Raw genomic sequence first — 15,648 nt, 5'->3', positions numbered from 1 at the left:
TCAGTCGTTTCCGTACTTCTTCCAATTCGAACTCAGTATAAACGAAGCCGCAAAAGCTGTCAAAATGCCTGAGCGCCCGGGCGGAGCCTTCGTTCACCGGTAATTGACGAATTGAAGTTCGAGCGAAAGATCGGCGCCGCGCAGCAAGGTCATGACGGCCTGCAAATCGTCCTTGCTTTTGCCGGTGACCCGCAATTGATCGCCCTGGATCTGGCTTTTCACTTTCAGTTTGGAATCGCGGATCAGCACGTTGATCTTCTTCGCGTTTTCCTGGTCGATACCCGTCTTCAGCGCCACCGTTTGCCGTACGGTTCCGCCCGAAGCGGGCTCGACTTTGCCGTAATCCAAATTGCGGATCGGAACGCCCCGCTTGATCAGCTTCGACTGCAAAATGTCGATAACGCTTTTGAGCTTGTAGTCGTCGTCGGAGGAAATGACGAGGGACTCCCCTTCCAGCTTGATGCCGCTTTTGCTGCCTTTGAAATCGAACCGGGTTTCGATTTCCTTGAGCGCCTGCGTTACCGCGTTGTTTACTTCCTGCATATCGACCTTGGACACGATGTCGAACGAATATTCGGATGCCATTGTACCGTCTTCCTTTCATAAAGTGCCTGAACTTTGGTTCCTATTATAGCAGTTTTTGCTTACGAACCCAAAACAAAAGAGCCCTTTTGCGAAAGGGCCCTTCGTTCGATTGGCCGATGCGGCCTTCAGCGCGCCCGAGCAGGCGCACGGAACATGTCCAAAATGCCGAGCGCGATCCAGGCAAGCCCGTGTCCGAGGATACCATAACCCCAAGCGCTCGGCGTCATAAACCAGCCGATCAGGCTTACCACAACGCCGATAGCAATTACGATCCAGCTCGTTGCCATCCTGTAACCTCCGCGATTCGATATTTCCTGCATAAGTATCATAACCGCGGAGGTCGCCGCTCATTCCTCGCCGGCGGTTTCGCCGGCAACGGGCGTAAATACGAATTTGCGGGAACCGGACGCTTCTTCGTCGTCCACCGCGACGCCGTCGATCGTAATCGAGGCATTCACGGCGTGAGCGACGTTGACGTACAGGGGGCCCGTCAAATCGAACGTCAGCTTCTCGTCCGTTTTGGGCGTTCCGTTATAAACGTACTTGCCCTTGCTGTTGTTCTCCTGAACGCCGACCCAGCTCGTCCCGGACAACGTGATCGTTATGACGGGCGTGCCGCTCGACGATACGTCGTAATAGGAGGTCGTCCCCGATTGTTTCGTAAGCGTCAGCGCCGTTTCGGGCGAAGGCGACGAGGAAGGAGCGACGCTCGGACTGCCTTCCGGTTCTTCGGCCGGCGAGCCGCCGGCCGAAGAAGAAGGCGACGCCGGCGGCGAAGACGGCAGCGTCGTTTCCGACGTAATATCGGTCGAGTTGTCCCTTTCCTCCGCATCGTCTCCCGGATTTTGCACGAGATAAAAATACAGCAAAGCGGCGATCAGCAAAGGGAAAAGCCAAAGCACCGAATTGACCGCAAGCTTGCCCCATTTGTCGTTATGCTGAACGGATCGGCTTCTGGGCTTGAGCATCGGCTCGCTGGCGACCGTCTCCGGGGACGGAGCTTGAGGCAATTCTTTATGATATAAACGGAGCACTTCTTCCGCATCGAGCCCGACCGTCTCCGCATAAGTTTTGACGAATGCGCGTACGTAAAACGACCCGGGAAGAACTTTGTAGTCCCCCGTCTCGATAGCGTCCAAGTATCGTTTGCGGATTTTGGTCGCTTCCTGTATATCGTCAAGCGTAAGCCCCCGCTGCTCCCTCGCTTTGCGCAGAAGCAGTCCCAAATCCGACATGATGTCACCTCCGTCAATGATCTAATGGATGCCGAAAAAATTATAACCTTTAAAAGCCGTCATCGAAACCGGCGGTCGTAAAGTTTTCGTATGTAATTTCTTCTTCCGGCGTGTTCCTGAGCTCGATGATGCTGTCGAACACGTCGTAATCGAAATCGGATTCCCGAACGAAAATATCCGGATGCTCGATCACCTTGGTCGAGGGCATCGCCATAATATCCTGCAGCAGGCTGTAATGCTTCTCGTTCGAACGTATCGTGCTTACGATTCCGTCGATAATAAAGACGTTGTTCGGATTCGTTTCCTCTTCCGACAGCTGGCTGCGCACCGTTTGGCGAAGCAGGGTGGACGATACGAACGTCCAGCGCTTGTTGGCGCAGACGCTTCCCGCGATGATGGATTCCGTTTTGCCTACGCGCGGCATGCCGCGCAAACCAATCGTCTGGTTGCCGTCCCGCTTGAACAATTCCCCGAGAAAATCGACCAAAAGTCCGAGCTCGTCCCGCGTAAACCGGAACGTTCTCCCGTCGGAAGAATCCCGTTCGATATACCGGCCGTGGCGGATCGCCAAAATATCGGTCAGGCGCGGAGGGCGCAGCGTAAGCAGCGTAATATTTTCCACTTTGGCGAGCATTCGCCCGAGCAGTTCGATCTTTTCGTCGTCGTCCGTTTGCAAAAGGAGGCCGCGGGTGCGGTCTTCGACGCCGTTGATCGTGATGATATTGACTTCAAGCATCCCTAATAATGAGGCCAAATCGCCTAAAAGGCCGGGACGGTTTTTATGAATTTTATATTCCATGTACCATTGTTTCTTTTCCATTGTGCACCTCATCCGCCGGTAAAAAAGTCGACCCCGACTTCTTCCTTGCCTACTTTGTATTCTACAAGACTCGCCATTCTCCTGCAAAAAAATCGGGAAATATTCCGTCTAAAGTCCTAATTTTCGGTTTGCAAGTCCAAACGGCCCCGCCGAAAATCAAGCGGAGCCGTCTGAGCTGCGGCGCAGTTCAAGAAAGCAGGATCATGTTCGTTTAGCTGTGCTCGGCGAGCTTGACCATCAAGCGGGCCATCGTTTTGCGTTCCGATTCGTCCCCGATGTCCCACAGTTCCTTCAGAACGCGTTCCTCGTCGTTTTGGGGATCGACTTTATTTTCCAGAAACTCGCCGATTTCGAAAGCGAGCTTCGTAATGGCTTCTTCGCTGATCCCCATCTTTTTGGCGGCTTCGACACGGTCACCCAAAAACTTTTTCCACGTTTCGAAATTGCTCAATACGGTCGACATCGCGCAGCCTCCTGTGAAGTGGAATGAATGCTACAACGAATAATATGTCCATCGCCCGTGCGCCGTATTCGCAGAAGGCCGCCGCGCAAACTTGTCAAATCATCCAGCCGCCGGAAAGGCCGATCACCTGGCCGGTCACATAACCCGCGTCGTCGGAAACGAGAAAACGTACCGCGTCCGCCACTTCTTCGGGCCTGGCCAGCCTTCCGAGCGGAATTTCGCCGATCAGGCCGGCTTTCTCCTCGGGGGTAAGCGCCGCCAGCATATCCGTTTCCACGGCGCCCGGGGCGACCGCGTTGACCGTGACCCCGGATCCCGCCATCTCCTTGGCCAATGCTTTCGTAAAGCTGTTGAGTCCGCCCTTGGCGGCGGAATAGGCGATTTCGCCGGCGGCGCCCGTCAGCCCCCAAATGCTTGAGAGGAACACCATCCGGCCTTGCCGGTTCCACGTCATGGCGGGACCGAACAGCTTCGCCAGCCAGTAAGCCGATTTCAAATGAACGTTGAACAAATCGTCCCAAGCTTCTTCATCCGTATCGTCCAAGAGGCGATAATAAGCGGTGCCGGCGCAATGAATTAAAATATCCGGTTCCAGCGACCGGCGGTCCAGTTCGCCTTTGAGCCGCTTGAGCGCTTCGCCCGAACGGACGTCCGCCTGCACGGCGAACGAATCCGTTCCGCTTAAGGACCGGCATTGCTCGGCCACTTGCTCCGCCAATTCCAACGCGGAATGGCAGTGCACGATTACCCGGGCTCCGTCGGCCGCGAGCCTTCTTGCGACCGCCGCCCCGATCCCCCGGGAGGCCCCGGTGACCAAAGCCGTTCGCGAAGAACTGAACGCTTGCGCGGAAGCTGCGAACGTCAAGTCGTTTCGCTCCGGACGACGCATACGGCGAGACGGTCCGCCTGCACGTGCTCGCGCAAACGGGCCTCGATGTCGGCCAGCGTCAGGCTTTCGTACAGGCCGACCAATTCGAACAAATCGCCGCCGCTCATGCGGTATCGCGTAAATTCGTTGGCGATCGCCTCGGGGCTGTTCAGCATTCGCAAATAGGAGCCGATCCGCTTGCGTCTGGCCCGCTCGAACACCGCTTCGGGAATCCCGGAAGAAGCCGCGGCTTCGAGCGCGCCGGTCACTTTGGAAACCAGGGCGTCCGGATCTTTCGTATCGCCGCCGATGGCCGAAAACGCGTAGCCCGGTCCGGCGTTGAATTCGTGGCCGAAACCGTCGGAAATGAGATTTTCCTCGTAAAGCTCCTGGTACAGGGGAGAACTGGAGCCGAGCAAAATATCGAACATCAGCCTGGCCGCCAATTCCCTGCGGACCGCCTCGCTGCCGTCTCTCGGCTTGGGCGCTTCTTTGTACCCGAACAAGCATTTGGGCAACGAAACCGGAAGGCGGATTTCGTTCCGCTTCTCCCGCACCGTCAGCGGTTCCGTTTCGAAAAACCGTTCGATCTCGCCGGCTTTGGCGAACGTTTTGGCCGCTTGATTGGCTTTGACGAACGCCATCGTCGCTTCCGCGTCGACTCCGCCGACGACGAACAGCGTCATGTTGGACGGATGGTAGAACGTTCGGTAGCAGTCGTACAGCATTTCCTTCGTAATCGAACGAACGGAAGCTTCCGTTCCGGCAATGTCGATGTGAACCGGATGGACGTTGTACAGCGCCTCGATCAGCCCGTAATAGACGCGCCAATCCGGATTGTCCCGGTACATGTTGATTTCCTGGACGATTATGCCCTTTTCCTTCTCGACGTTCGCATCCGTAAAATAGGGATTCTGGACAAAATCCAGCAGCGTCCCCAGATTCGCCTGAACATGGTCCGTCGCGCTGAACAAATAGACCGTGCGCTCGAAGCTCGTAAAGGCGTTGGCCGACGCCCCCTGCGAAGCGAACGTAGCGAAAATGTCGCCTTCGGGCTCTTCGAACATTTTATGCTCGAGAAAATGGGCGATGCCGTCCGGCACGCGCAAAATTTCTCCGCCGGGCGGGCGAAAATGATTGTCCACGCTGCCGTAGCGGGTCGTAAAGGTGGCGTACGTTTTCGTAAAGCCCGGCTTCGGCAGCACGAATACGTCGAGGCCGTTGTCCAGCTTTTCGTAATGAAGCGTTTCCTGAAGGTTGGCGTATTGTTTGACGGCCATTTCAATCCCCCCCTTTTCGGTCCCGCAAAAAGTAAATCGTGTCGAGCTCGACGGTTTGCGCGACCTCCGCCACCTGATCGGGGGTTACCGCATCGATTCGTTCAAGCAGACCGGCGTTCGTGCGCTCGGTTCCGGAGAGAACGTTGTTGAAATCGAACGAAATGCGCTCGAAGGCGGAGTCCTGCAGCTCGCGCAGCTGATTGGCCAGCATCGCTTTCGTCCGTCGCATGTCGTCTTCGCCGATTTCGCCGCGGCGCATCGAAGCGAGCTGCTCCTGGATAATGCCGAGCGCCTTCTCGTAGTTGGCGATTTCGATTCCCGATTGAATCGTCAGCAACCCTTTGTGCCCGTCGAGGCGGGAGGAGGCGTAATAAGCGAGGCTTGCCTTTTCCCGGACGTTGACGAACAGCTTCGAATGCGGGAACGCCCCGAGCAGCCCGTTGTACATGAGCAAGGACGGGTAGCGTTCGTCCCCGTAAGAAAGCCCCGTCCGAAGTCCCAGGTTCAGCTTCCCTTGCCCGACGTCCAGCCGTTCGACGATTGTTTGCGGTTCGGGTCGGGCCCGCGTCAGCCGAGGCGGAGAATACGCGGGGGGAGCCCCGCCGGTCAGCCTGAACGCCGCTTGCGCCAGCTTCCCGACTTCCTCAAGCGTCGTATCGCCCGATACGTACAAATCGAATGCCGCTTCGTCAAGCCAGCGTTCGTACTCGCCGTAAAGCGCTCTGGCATCGATACCGTCCAGCGCCTCCTTGCGCCCCAGGGCAAGCAGGCGGTACGGTTCGTCCTTGCACATCTCCTCGACGCAGCGCTCGGCGGCGTAACGGATTTTATCGTTGATGATCGCTTCGATCCGTTTGCGGACCGTCGTTTTCTCCGCTTCCACGTAACGCGAACGAAAATGCCCGGCTTCCAGCGCGGGCGTCGTAACCGCTTCTCCGAGGAAATCGATCGCTTCCTTGAGCAGCGGTTCGGAAGAGGACACGAAGCGATCGTTGATGATATCCAGCTTGAACTGGACGATCTGATAATCGCCGCGTTTGTAAATGTCGAAGCCGAAGCCCGCCCCGTAAAGTTCGTCCAGCCGTTCCCGGAACGAGATCGTCTCTGGATATTTCGCCGTGCCCCGGCGCAGGACGAATGGAGCGAGCGCGACCGGCGTTACCCTCGATTCCGTCAGCGGAATGCCGACGAACAACGTCAATGCGAAGGTTTTGAACCGTTTGGTCGGCAACACGTGCAAGCGCAGCCGGCCCAAGCTTCCCCGCTGGAAAGTTTCCGTAGACAAGGCATCCTACCCCTTTGGCTCAATTCCGATTCAGCCCCATTCTAACCGATGGCCAACCCGGAAGCAAATGGTTTCCAGCGATGTTTCCGTCTTTACCGGCAAAAGATATGCCTGCCGATCGTTTTGTACTGCGGCCGGGTCCAAATCCACTTGGACGTCGCGGTTACGGGATTGAAATAATACAGGCATCCGTCGGTCGGATCCCACCCGCTGAGCGCGTCTTTGACGGCTTTCGCCGCGGTTTCGTTCGGCGTTAAATAAATTTGTCCGTCGGCCACTGCCGTAAACGCGCCCGGCTGAAAGATGACGCCCGACACCGTATTCGGAAATTCCGACGCGCGAACGCGGTTCAAAATGACCGCGGCCACCGCGACCTGCCCTTCGTACGGCTCGCCGCGGGCTTCGCCGTAAACGGCGTTGGCCATAATTTTCAAATCGCTTGCGGACAAGCCCAAATTGTTGGAAGCGGGAAGATCGTTCTCGGCGGCCGCCTGGCCTCCCCCGCCTCCCGCGGCATTCCCCGCGTTTCCGCCCCCGGCTCCCGGCGGCAGCTCGTCGGCCGTCGGCTTCCAGTTTTTCGTCGCTTCCCACAGCTTCAGCTTCGTTTTCGCGCCGACGACGCCGTCGGCCTTCATCCCGAATTTCCATTGGAACCATTTGACGGAATTCAGCGTGGCGGAACCGAATTGTCCGTCGACCTTGCCGTTGTAATAGCCGAGAAACTTCAGCCGGCCTTGCAATTCGTATACGTCCTTGCCGGACGAGCCTTGCTTCAGAATCGTATTGCCGAACGTTTCCAGCGTATCGTTCGAGCTTTCCAGCGTATACAGCCCGAGCAGGCCGAGAACGAGGCAAAGCGATACAATTACCAGACGATAGCCCATGACTTGTGTCACGCCTTTCCCAGTCAATTGATGCGGCTCGCTAACAAACAGCCGTGTTCATTGTCTCTAGTATGAGAAAGGGGACCCCCGGTTATACGCCTTTTTCCTGACGAGGTTTTCATTGAAAAAAAGACAAAAAACCCGCGGCGGGAGCCGCGGGCGGGGCGTTGCAAATTCGGCTTCAGGAGGAAGCCCGGTTGTTCATTTGGTACTGTTCCAGGCTCGTCAGCACTTCGCGCGGTTTGCTTCCTTCGTAAGGGCCGACGATGCCTTTGGCTTCCATATAGTCGATCAGCCTCGCCGCGCGCGTATAGCCGATTCGCATGCGCCGCTGAAGGAGCGAGACGGAAGCTTGCTTTGCCTCGAGGACGATCGAAACCGCCTGGTCGAACAGCTCGTCGGCGACCTCCTGGGCTTCGCTTTCCGATTCTTCTCCGACCTCGGGCACGAGCTCCTCGTCGTATTCGGCTTCCGCCTGGCCGCGGACATGGGAGACGACGGCCTCCACCTCGGAATCCGACAGAAACGCGCCCTGCACCCGGATCGGCTTCGACGATCCCATCGGGAGAAACAGCATGTCTCCCCGTCCGAGCAGCTTTTCCGCGCCGACCATGTCCAGGATCGTCCGCGAATCGACCTGCGACGAAACGCCGAACGCGATCCGGCTCGGAATGTTCGCCTTGATGACGCCGGTAATGACGTCGACCGAAGGGCGCTGCGTGGCGATGATGAGATGGATGCCGGCGGCGCGGGCCATCTGCGCCAGCCGCATGATGGCGTCCTCCACGTCGCCGGCGGCGACCATCATCAAATCGGCGAGCTCGTCCACGATGACGACGTAGTACGGAAGCACGCCGTCGGGATTGCCTCCGTTCGTCATCAGCGTGTTGTAGCCCTCGATGTTGCGGGTGCCGGACTTGGAAAACTTCTCGTATCTCTTTTCCATTTCGACGACGACTTTTTTGAGCGCGAGCGCCGCCCTGCGCGGATCGGTGACGACCGGCGCGAGCAAGTGCGGAATGCCGTTGTACACGTTCAGCTCGACCATTTTCGGGTCGATCATCAAAAACTTCACTTCGTCGGGCTTCGCCTTGTACAGGATGCTGGCGATGATCCCGTTGATGCATACCGATTTGCCCGAACCCGTCGCGCCGGCGACGAGCAAGTGGGGCATTCGCGCCAGGTTGCCGACGATCGGGGTGCCGGAAATGTCGCGGCCGAAGGCAATCGACAGCCTGCTCTGCGCGTCCCGAAATTCCTGCGTTTCCAGCACTTCGCGCAGCGTGACGACGCTCACTTCCGAATTCGGCACCTCGATGCCGATCGCGGATTTGCCCGGAATCGGCGCCTCCATGCGGATATCCTTGGCGGCAAGCGCCAGCGCGATGTCGTCCGTCAAATTGACGATGCGGCTGACTTTGACGCCTACGTCCGGCTGCAGCTCGTAGCGGGTAACGGCCGGGCCGCGCGCGACGTCCAGCACTTTCGCCCTGACGCCGAAGCTTTCCAGCGTGGCTTCGAGCTTGCGGGCGGTGTCGCGCGTATCCGCCGAGCTGCCGCCCCTTCCGCCGCCCTGCGGCTTGTTCAGCAGATGAAGAGGCGGGATGCGGTACGGCTTTTTCGGTTTATGTATCGGTTTCGGCGCCGCGGCTCCGGCCTCTCCCGCCGAATTCCCCGATCCTTCCGCCGCCGCTTGCGAGCCTTGGTCGGCCTCTTCGGGCGAAGGCGTCATGATTTCGCCGGTTTCGGGATCGATCGGCGGATAAGCTTCGTCTTCCGAAACGTACGCTTTCTCCCCGAAGGAGCCGAGGCGGTCGTTTTCGCCTTCTTCGTACCGTTCCTCGTCGTACGAATCCTGCATCCAGGCCGGACTTTCCGCGTCCTCGCCGTCCTCGTCGTCCCAGCGATCGTCTTCCGCGGGCATCGGCTCCCGGACGGCGTTCGGAACCGGCTCCTGCTTGAACGCAGGCTCCCCGTCCGAAAACAGGCGGCTTACGGATTCGTCGGGCTCGCGCGCGGACGAGGAGTTTCGTTTCGCGTGGATATTGACTTTCGGACCGGCGGCCGGATACACGATCGGCTCGTCGTCCTCCTCCGCGTCGAACGCCTCCTTGTCCTCTCCCCCGTGAAACACTTGAAAAAACACCGATTTCTTTCCTTGCTTCGGTTCGAGCGGCGGCTCGCCGTCAAGCGGATCTTCCGCCATCGCCATCGGGACGGCCGGTTTCTTTTTCTTCTCTTTGACCGGAACGGCTTTGGCGCGCAGCGCCTTCGCTCCGGACGAGAAGCGGGTCGCCAGCCGCGGAGCGATCCGCTGCAGGAACGTTTTGACGGCTTTCAGCATGTCCACGTAGGAACGGTTCGTGACGAGCATGATCGCGATGGCGAATTCGATCAGCAGGACGAACTTCGAGCCGTAATAGCCGAACAGCCAGTACAGGATCGAATATTGCAAGGCGCCAAGCAAGCCCCCGCCGACATCCTTTTCCCAAATGCGGACTTCGGGCTCGATCGGGGCTTGCCAAATTTGCTCGTACAGCTGGCTCATCGACTGGCTCATAATCGTCGAGGGACTGACCGCGTCCAGCGGATCGAGCCGGGCGTCGACGAAGCCCATCGCGCTCCAGAGCGCAAAAGCGAGCGACAGGAGCACGACCCCGGTACGCCGGGACGTCCAGCCCTTCGGCCACTTTCGCTTGATCATGACATGCAAACCCAGCCAAATGCCGACGAGGGCGATCAAAAAATAAAACTGCCCAAGCAAATAGGCGAACAGCTTGGACAAGGAACGCCCTCCCGCCGCTTCTCCGTACAGAGCGATGACCGAGAGCGTAATCAGGACAATGCCGTAAATTTCGTACTTTAAGGTCGCTCCGAACGAGGCCTTCTTGCGTTTGCGCTTGGCCAAGTTTGCCACCTCCCGGTACACCATTATATCACAGTTGTCCGGAGGTTTCAGTCGTACCGGAGAAGGAACCTTCCGTTTGCTTGCCCGCGGCGCCCGCGCCGAAATGGATCGTTTGGCCCGGCGCGAGCTCCGGTCTCAAGTAAGCGTCGAGCGGAGCCGACACGAGCCGCACGATTCGCCCGATGCCGGGGGCGACCGGGGCGACAAGCATCGTCATTCCGCCGAACGCCACCTCCACCATAGGTTCGCGGGCGCTGTCGAATCCTTCGAGCACCCGCTCGGCCGGCATGCACGTATACAGAATCACTGCACCGCCCCTCCTTCCTGCTGCCGCAGGGCGATGTTTTCCGCGATCCGGCGCTTCAATTCCTTCAACGCGCTGCCGATGCCGCCGATTTCGTCGATCAGGCCGTTGCGCACCGCCTCGGTTCCGACGATCGTCGTCCCGATATCCCGCGTCAGCTCCCCCGTTCTGAACATCAGCTCTTTGAACGTTTCTTCCGGTATCCGGGAATGCTTCGTGACGAAGCGGACGACGCGCTCCTGCATTTTTTCCAAATATTCGAACGTTTGCGGAACTCCGATAATAAGGCCGTTCAGCCGGATCGGATGAATCGTCATCGTCGCCGTTTCCGCAATGAACGTGTAATCGGCCGACACGGCGATCGGCACTCCGATCGAATGGCCGCCGCCGAGCACGACGGCTACTTTAGGCTTCGACAGGGACGCGATCATTTCGGCGATGGCCAATCCCGCCTCCACGTCTCCCCCGACCGTATTCAGCACGATCAAAATGCCTTCGATTTTGGGGCTTTGTTCCGCGGCGACGAGTTGCGGAATGATATGCTCGTATTTCGTCGTCTTGTTTTGCGGCGGCAGCATCAGATGTCCCTCCACCTGTCCGATGATGGTCAGGCAAAAGACGTTCGATTCGGGAGCGGGCACCGTCGTTTGCCCGAGCTGCACGACGTTGTCGACCGGTTGAGGCGGACGGTTCTCCGGGCCCGGGACGGGCTGTTCGGCCTTCGTTTCCGCCGTTTCATTCTGGCTCATAGCTTGCCTCCTTAAGCCGCGCAGTCAGGCGCGGCTTGACATAGTATGGGCTTAAGGAAACCGAATATGCGGGGAAAAACGCGCAAATCCCCTTGCCTTGGAAGGCAAGGGGATGTGTGGTTTGAGTGTGGGTCACGCGTCCATTATACTTCCATAATGATCGGGAGAATCATCGGTCTTCTTCTTGTTTGTTCATACAGGAAACGTCCGAGCGCTTCCTTGACGTTCGTTTTGAGCGATGCCCATTCGTTTACGTTTTCGTTCATCAGCTTTTGCAGCGTGCCGGAAACGATTCGATTCGCTTCCTCGAGCAAGCCTTCGGATTCCCGGACGTAGACGAAGCCGCGGGAAATGATATCCGGGCCCGACAGAATCGAGCCGTCCTGCTTGGACAACGTAACGACGACGACGAGAATGCCGTCCTGGGACAAAAGCTTGCGGTCGCGAAGGACGATATTGCCTACGTCGCCTACCCCGAGACCGTCGATCAAGACGTTGCCCGAAGGAATTTTCGCGCCTTTCCGCGCCGCGCCGTTCTGGATTTCGACCGTATCCCCGATATCGAGCAGGAAGATGTTCTCCTTCTCGATGCCGACCGATTCGCCGAGCAAGGCGTGATGCTTCAGCATCCGGTACTCCCCGTGAACCGGGATGAAATATTTCGGGCGAATGAGGTTGAGCATCAGCTTCAGCTCTTCCTGGCTGCCGTGGCCGGATACGTGCACGCCGGATACGGAGCCGGGCCCGTAAATGACGGACGCGCCCAAACGCATCAGTTCGTCGACCGTGCGGCCGACATATTTCTCGTTCCCCGGGATCGGCGTCGCCGAGATGACGACGGTGTCTCCCGGCATGATATCCACTTTGCGGTGGGTGGAGCGGGCCATGCGGGTCAAGGCGGACATCGGTTCGCCCTGGCTGCCGGTCGACAAAATGACGACGCGGTCCGCCGGCAGCTTGTTCACCTCTTCCGGTTCGATCAGCATGCCTTCCGGAATTTCCAGATAGCCGAGCTCCGAAGCGATCGAAACGACGTTGACCATGCTTCTTCCGATGACGGCCATTTTCCGGCGGGTTTCCATCGCCGCGTTGATCACCTGCTGAATCCGGTGCACGTTCGAGGCGAAGGTCGCCACGACGACGCGCTGTTTGGATCTGCGGAAAATTTCCTCCAGTTCCTTGCCGATGCTGCTCTCCGACGGCGTAAACCCCGGACGTTCCGCATTCGTGCTGTCCGACAGCAGCGCGACGACGCCGCGGTTGCCGATTTCGGCCATCCGTTGCAGATCCGCATATTGCCCGTTAACCGGCGTATGGTCGAACTTGAAGTCTCCGGTGTGGACGACGACGCCCTCCGGCGTATCGAGACACACGCCGACCGAATCCGGAATGCTGTGATTCGTCCGGAAAAAGCTCGCCTTGATCGTGCCGAACTGCAATTCGGATTCCGCGGTGATGACATGGCGCTTGGTTTCTCCCAGCAAGCCGGCTTCCTTCAGCTTGTTCTCGACGAGCCCCAACGTAAGCCGCGTCCCGTAGATCGGGATATTCAAATGCTTCAGGACGTACGGCAAGCCGCCGATATGGTCTTCGTGTCCGTGAGTAAGCAGGATCGCCCGCACTTTGTCGCGATTCTCGGTCAAGTACGAAATATCCGGTATGACGACATCGATGCCCAGCATTTCCTCTTCGGGAAATTTCAGGCCCGCATCGACGATGACGATGTCGTTTCCGTGCTGGATGCCGTACATGTTTTTGCCGATTTCGCCGACGCCGCCCAGTGCGAAAATAAGTAATTTGTCTTGGTTGTTCTTCTTAGACAAGTCTGGTACCTCCTACGTTAAGTCGACGATCCCGCTCATTATGGAATTGTCAAGTTGCAAAAAATTAATAGCCGCACCCATTCACTCACCAATATTATACATGATGCGATTTGAGGAATTCAAGGCAGCTTCTTCGCCCGATAATCCTGTCGGCTCCTATTGTTCCCTCAAGCCGCTTTGCCGATGCTTCCTCTTTCGCGACGGCTCGGATTCTCGTCCGGCTCCTCGGTTACCCCCCGATCAGCCGATCAGCTTGCGGATAAAATCCAGTTCCGGGTCGGTCACGTCGACGAGCGGAAGCCTTACGCCGCCGACCGGCAGCCCCTTCATTCGGAGCGCCGCCTTGACCGCGACCGGATTCGGCACCGAATGAGGACAATGGAACAATCCCTTGAATACCGGGTAGCAGCTGGCGTTGATTTTCGCCGCGTCGGCCGTGCGGCCTTCCGTGTAGGCTTCGATCAGCCGCTTCATCTCGGCCCCGATAATGTGGCTGGCCACGCTGATGATGCCGTAGCCGCCTACTGCAAGAGCCGGAAGCGTCACCGCGTCGTCTCCGCTGTATACGACGAACGATTCCGGCGCGCCGGCGACGATTTCGGTCATTTGCTCCACGGAAGCGCATTCCTTCGTGGCGACGATGTTTTGGATTTGGGCCAGCCGAAGCGTCGTCTCCGTCGACAGGCTGACGCCTGTCCGTCCGGGAACGTTATAGAGCACGACGGGAAGCGAGGTCGCTTCCGCAATCGCCTTGAAGTGCCGGTACATGCCTTCCTGGCTCGGCTTGTTATAATACGGGGCGACGAGCAGGACGCCGTCGACTCCCGCTTGCTCCGCCATTTTCGTGAGATGAATCGAATGGCGCGTATCGTTGCTGCCCGTTCCGGCGATAATCTTGCAGCGGCCCGCCGCGCGCTCGACGGCGAAGCGGAACAGGTCTTCCTTTTCCCGATCGGTCAACGTCGGGGACTCTCCCGTCGTTCCGCAGACGACTAGGCTGTCCGATTTCTGCTCCTCGATGAGATAATCGATCAGGCTGCCCGCAACCTCCCAATCGATTTCCAGTTGTTCGTCGAACGGCGTCACCATCGCCGTAATTAACCGACCAAAGCACATATTGCTTTTTCCTCCTCCGGTTTGCGGTAAAAAATCGGCCTCGGTCCGCATTCGTCCAAAAGGCGGAAACGCCGGCGCTCAAGAAACGAGATGCAGACCGAAAACCGTATGCAGCGCTTGCAGGGCAAGAGCCATATCTTCTTCAGCCACCAACACCCAAATCGTCGTATTGGAGTCTGCAGATTGCAAAATTGGGATGCTTTCTTCCGTCAACGCTTCCACGATGCGCGCCATGACGCCGGGTTCGCCGTTCATGCCGCCGCCGATCACCGCCACTTTGGCGCAATCGGGCCGGATTTTGGGCGAGAAGCCCATGTCCCCGAGCAAACGCTTCGCGCGTTCGCTGTCCGAACCGGCGACGGTATACACGACGGCCGCCGGCGTCACGTTGATAAAATCGACGCTGATGCCGTTCGCCGCCATCGCCCGGAAAATGCGGACCTGTACATCCGGAGGACTGTTCAGCGTCTCGATCGACAGCTGGGTCACCCCGCGCACGTGGGCCAGTCCGGTAACGGTCCTGTCGCTCCAATCCTTCCGGCCGCGCACCTGGTCGGCATGGGTGACGAGCGTCCCTTCCCCGTCGGAAAAAGTCGAGCGGACCCGAATGGGGATGCCCGCTCGCATGGCGATTTCCACGGCACGGGGATGAATGACTTTGGCTCCATTATAGGCCATATTGCAAATTTCGTCATAGCTTACAACGGAAAGCTGTCTCGCCTGCGCGACCAGCCGCGGATCGGCGGTCAGGATCCCTTCGACATCCGTATAAATGTCGACGACGGACGCGGAAAGCGCGGCGCCGATCGCCGTCGCCGTCGTATCGCTGCCGCCGCGCCCGAGCGTCGTGGTTTCGCCGTCCTCGGTTATCCCTTGAAAGCCCGCGACGATGACGACGCGGCCGTCGTGCAGATGCCGGAACATCGCGGACGGATCGATCCGCTCGATTCGGGCCGCGCCGAACCGTCCATCCGTCAAAATGCCCGCCTGCCCGCCGGTCAGCACCGTGCTCGAAATGCCCGACGCGTTAAGCAAACTGCACAAAGTCGCCGCGGAAATAATCTCTCCGCAGCTTAGCAAAAGGTCCTTTTCCCGCTTCGGAAGCGCGTCCCCGTTGCGGCCGATCCAGTCGAGCAGCGTATCGGTCGCGTAAGGCTCTCCTTTGCGGCCCATGGCGGAAACGACGACGACAAGCTGCTTGCCGTCCGCCCGTTCCCGCAATATATGGCGGAGGACGTTGCGTCGACCTTCCTCGTCTGACAGCGACGTCCCTCCGAATTTTTGCACCATGATCATGACGCAAACCTTCCTCCGTCACCAGAATGGGA

15 protein-coding genes are annotated in these 15,648 nt (G+C 58.4%); all 15 read right to left on the bottom strand.

Features of this window, described 5'->3' with window-relative positions; translation table 11 throughout:
- Nucleotides 1-93: 93 nt before the first annotated feature.
- On the bottom strand, nt 94-585 hold the full coding sequence (locus B7E11_RS21785) for a YajQ family cyclic di-GMP-binding protein (protein ID WP_080838813.1): 492 nt from the start codon (nt 583-585) through the stop codon (nt 94-96).
- A gap of 125 nt (nt 586-710) precedes the next feature.
- On the bottom strand, nt 711-872 hold the full coding sequence (locus tag B7E11_RS29725; protein WP_176220852.1) for a hypothetical protein: 162 nt from the start codon (nt 870-872) through the stop codon (nt 711-713).
- 60 nt (nt 873-932) lie between these two features.
- Nucleotides 933-1,820 carry a helix-turn-helix domain-containing protein gene (locus B7E11_RS21780; protein WP_080838812.1) on the bottom strand — a complete coding sequence of 296 codons (888 nt, stop codon included), beginning with the start codon at nt 1,818-1,820 and terminating at the stop codon, nt 933-935.
- 49 nt (nt 1,821-1,869) lie between these two features.
- Nucleotides 1,870-2,640 (bottom strand): DUF3388 domain-containing protein, encoded by a 771-nt coding sequence (locus B7E11_RS21775; RefSeq protein ID WP_139787277.1) that lies wholly within the window; start codon nt 2,638-2,640, stop codon nt 1,870-1,872.
- A gap of 211 nt (nt 2,641-2,851) precedes the next feature.
- A complete protein-coding gene (locus B7E11_RS21770) occupies nt 2,852-3,103 on the bottom strand; it encodes a DUF3243 domain-containing protein (RefSeq protein WP_080838809.1) in 252 nt (83 codons plus the stop codon).
- Between the two features lie 94 nt (nt 3,104-3,197).
- Nucleotides 3,198-3,968, bottom strand: coding sequence for an elongation factor P 5-aminopentanone reductase (gene ymfI, locus B7E11_RS21765; RefSeq protein ID WP_245809788.1), 771 nt, complete (start codon nt 3,966-3,968; stop codon nt 3,198-3,200).
- Nucleotides 3,965-5,251 carry an EF-P 5-aminopentanol modification-associated protein YfmH gene (gene yfmH, locus B7E11_RS21760; protein ID WP_080838804.1) on the bottom strand — a complete coding sequence of 429 codons (1,287 nt, stop codon included), beginning with the start codon at nt 5,249-5,251 and terminating at the stop codon, nt 3,965-3,967. Before yfmH ends, ymfI begins: the two co-directional genes overlap by 4 nt.
- A gap of 1 nt (nt 5,252) precedes the next feature.
- Entirely contained in the window at nt 5,253-6,536 is a 1,284-nt protein-coding gene (yfmF, locus tag B7E11_RS21755) for an EF-P 5-aminopentanol modification-associated protein YfmF (RefSeq protein ID WP_080838803.1), read from the bottom strand.
- Nucleotides 6,537-6,628: 92 nt separating this feature from the next.
- On the bottom strand, nt 6,629-7,420 hold the full coding sequence (gene sleB / locus B7E11_RS21750; protein ID WP_080838802.1) for a spore cortex-lytic enzyme: 792 nt from the start codon (nt 7,418-7,420) through the stop codon (nt 6,629-6,631).
- Between the two features lie 181 nt (nt 7,421-7,601).
- Nucleotides 7,602-10,328, bottom strand: a complete 2,727-nt coding sequence (locus B7E11_RS21745; protein WP_080838801.1) for an FtsK/SpoIIIE family DNA translocase — start codon at nt 10,326-10,328, stop codon at nt 7,602-7,604.
- 28 nt (nt 10,329-10,356) lie between these two features.
- On the bottom strand, nt 10,357-10,635 hold the full coding sequence (locus tag B7E11_RS21740) for a YlzJ-like family protein (RefSeq protein WP_080838800.1): 279 nt from the start codon (nt 10,633-10,635) through the stop codon (nt 10,357-10,359).
- On the bottom strand, nt 10,632-11,381 hold the full coding sequence (locus B7E11_RS21735) for a ClpP family protease (protein WP_080838798.1): 750 nt from the start codon (nt 11,379-11,381) through the stop codon (nt 10,632-10,634). The genes B7E11_RS21740 and B7E11_RS21735 overlap by 4 nt, the downstream gene beginning before the upstream one ends.
- 143 nt (nt 11,382-11,524) lie before the next feature.
- Nucleotides 11,525-13,204, bottom strand: a complete 1,680-nt coding sequence (locus B7E11_RS21730; protein WP_080838797.1) for a ribonuclease J — start codon at nt 13,202-13,204, stop codon at nt 11,525-11,527.
- Nucleotides 13,205-13,444: 240 nt separating this feature from the next.
- Entirely contained in the window at nt 13,445-14,320 is an 876-nt protein-coding gene (dapA, locus tag B7E11_RS21725; protein WP_080838795.1) for a 4-hydroxy-tetrahydrodipicolinate synthase, read from the bottom strand.
- Nucleotides 14,321-14,398: 78 nt separating this feature from the next.
- On the bottom strand, nt 14,399-15,616 hold the full coding sequence (dapG, locus tag B7E11_RS21720) for an aspartate kinase (RefSeq protein WP_080838793.1): 1,218 nt from the start codon (nt 15,614-15,616) through the stop codon (nt 14,399-14,401).
- Between the last annotated feature and the right edge of the window lie 32 nt (nt 15,617-15,648).

The sequence above is a fragment of the Cohnella massiliensis genome, from assembly GCF_900169535.1.
GTDB classification, from domain to species: Bacteria; Bacillota; Bacilli; order Paenibacillales; family Paenibacillaceae; genus Cohnella; species Cohnella algarum.
The sequence above is the reverse complement of the archived record's forward strand: the minus strand, read 5'-3'. Positions and strand labels throughout refer to the sequence as shown.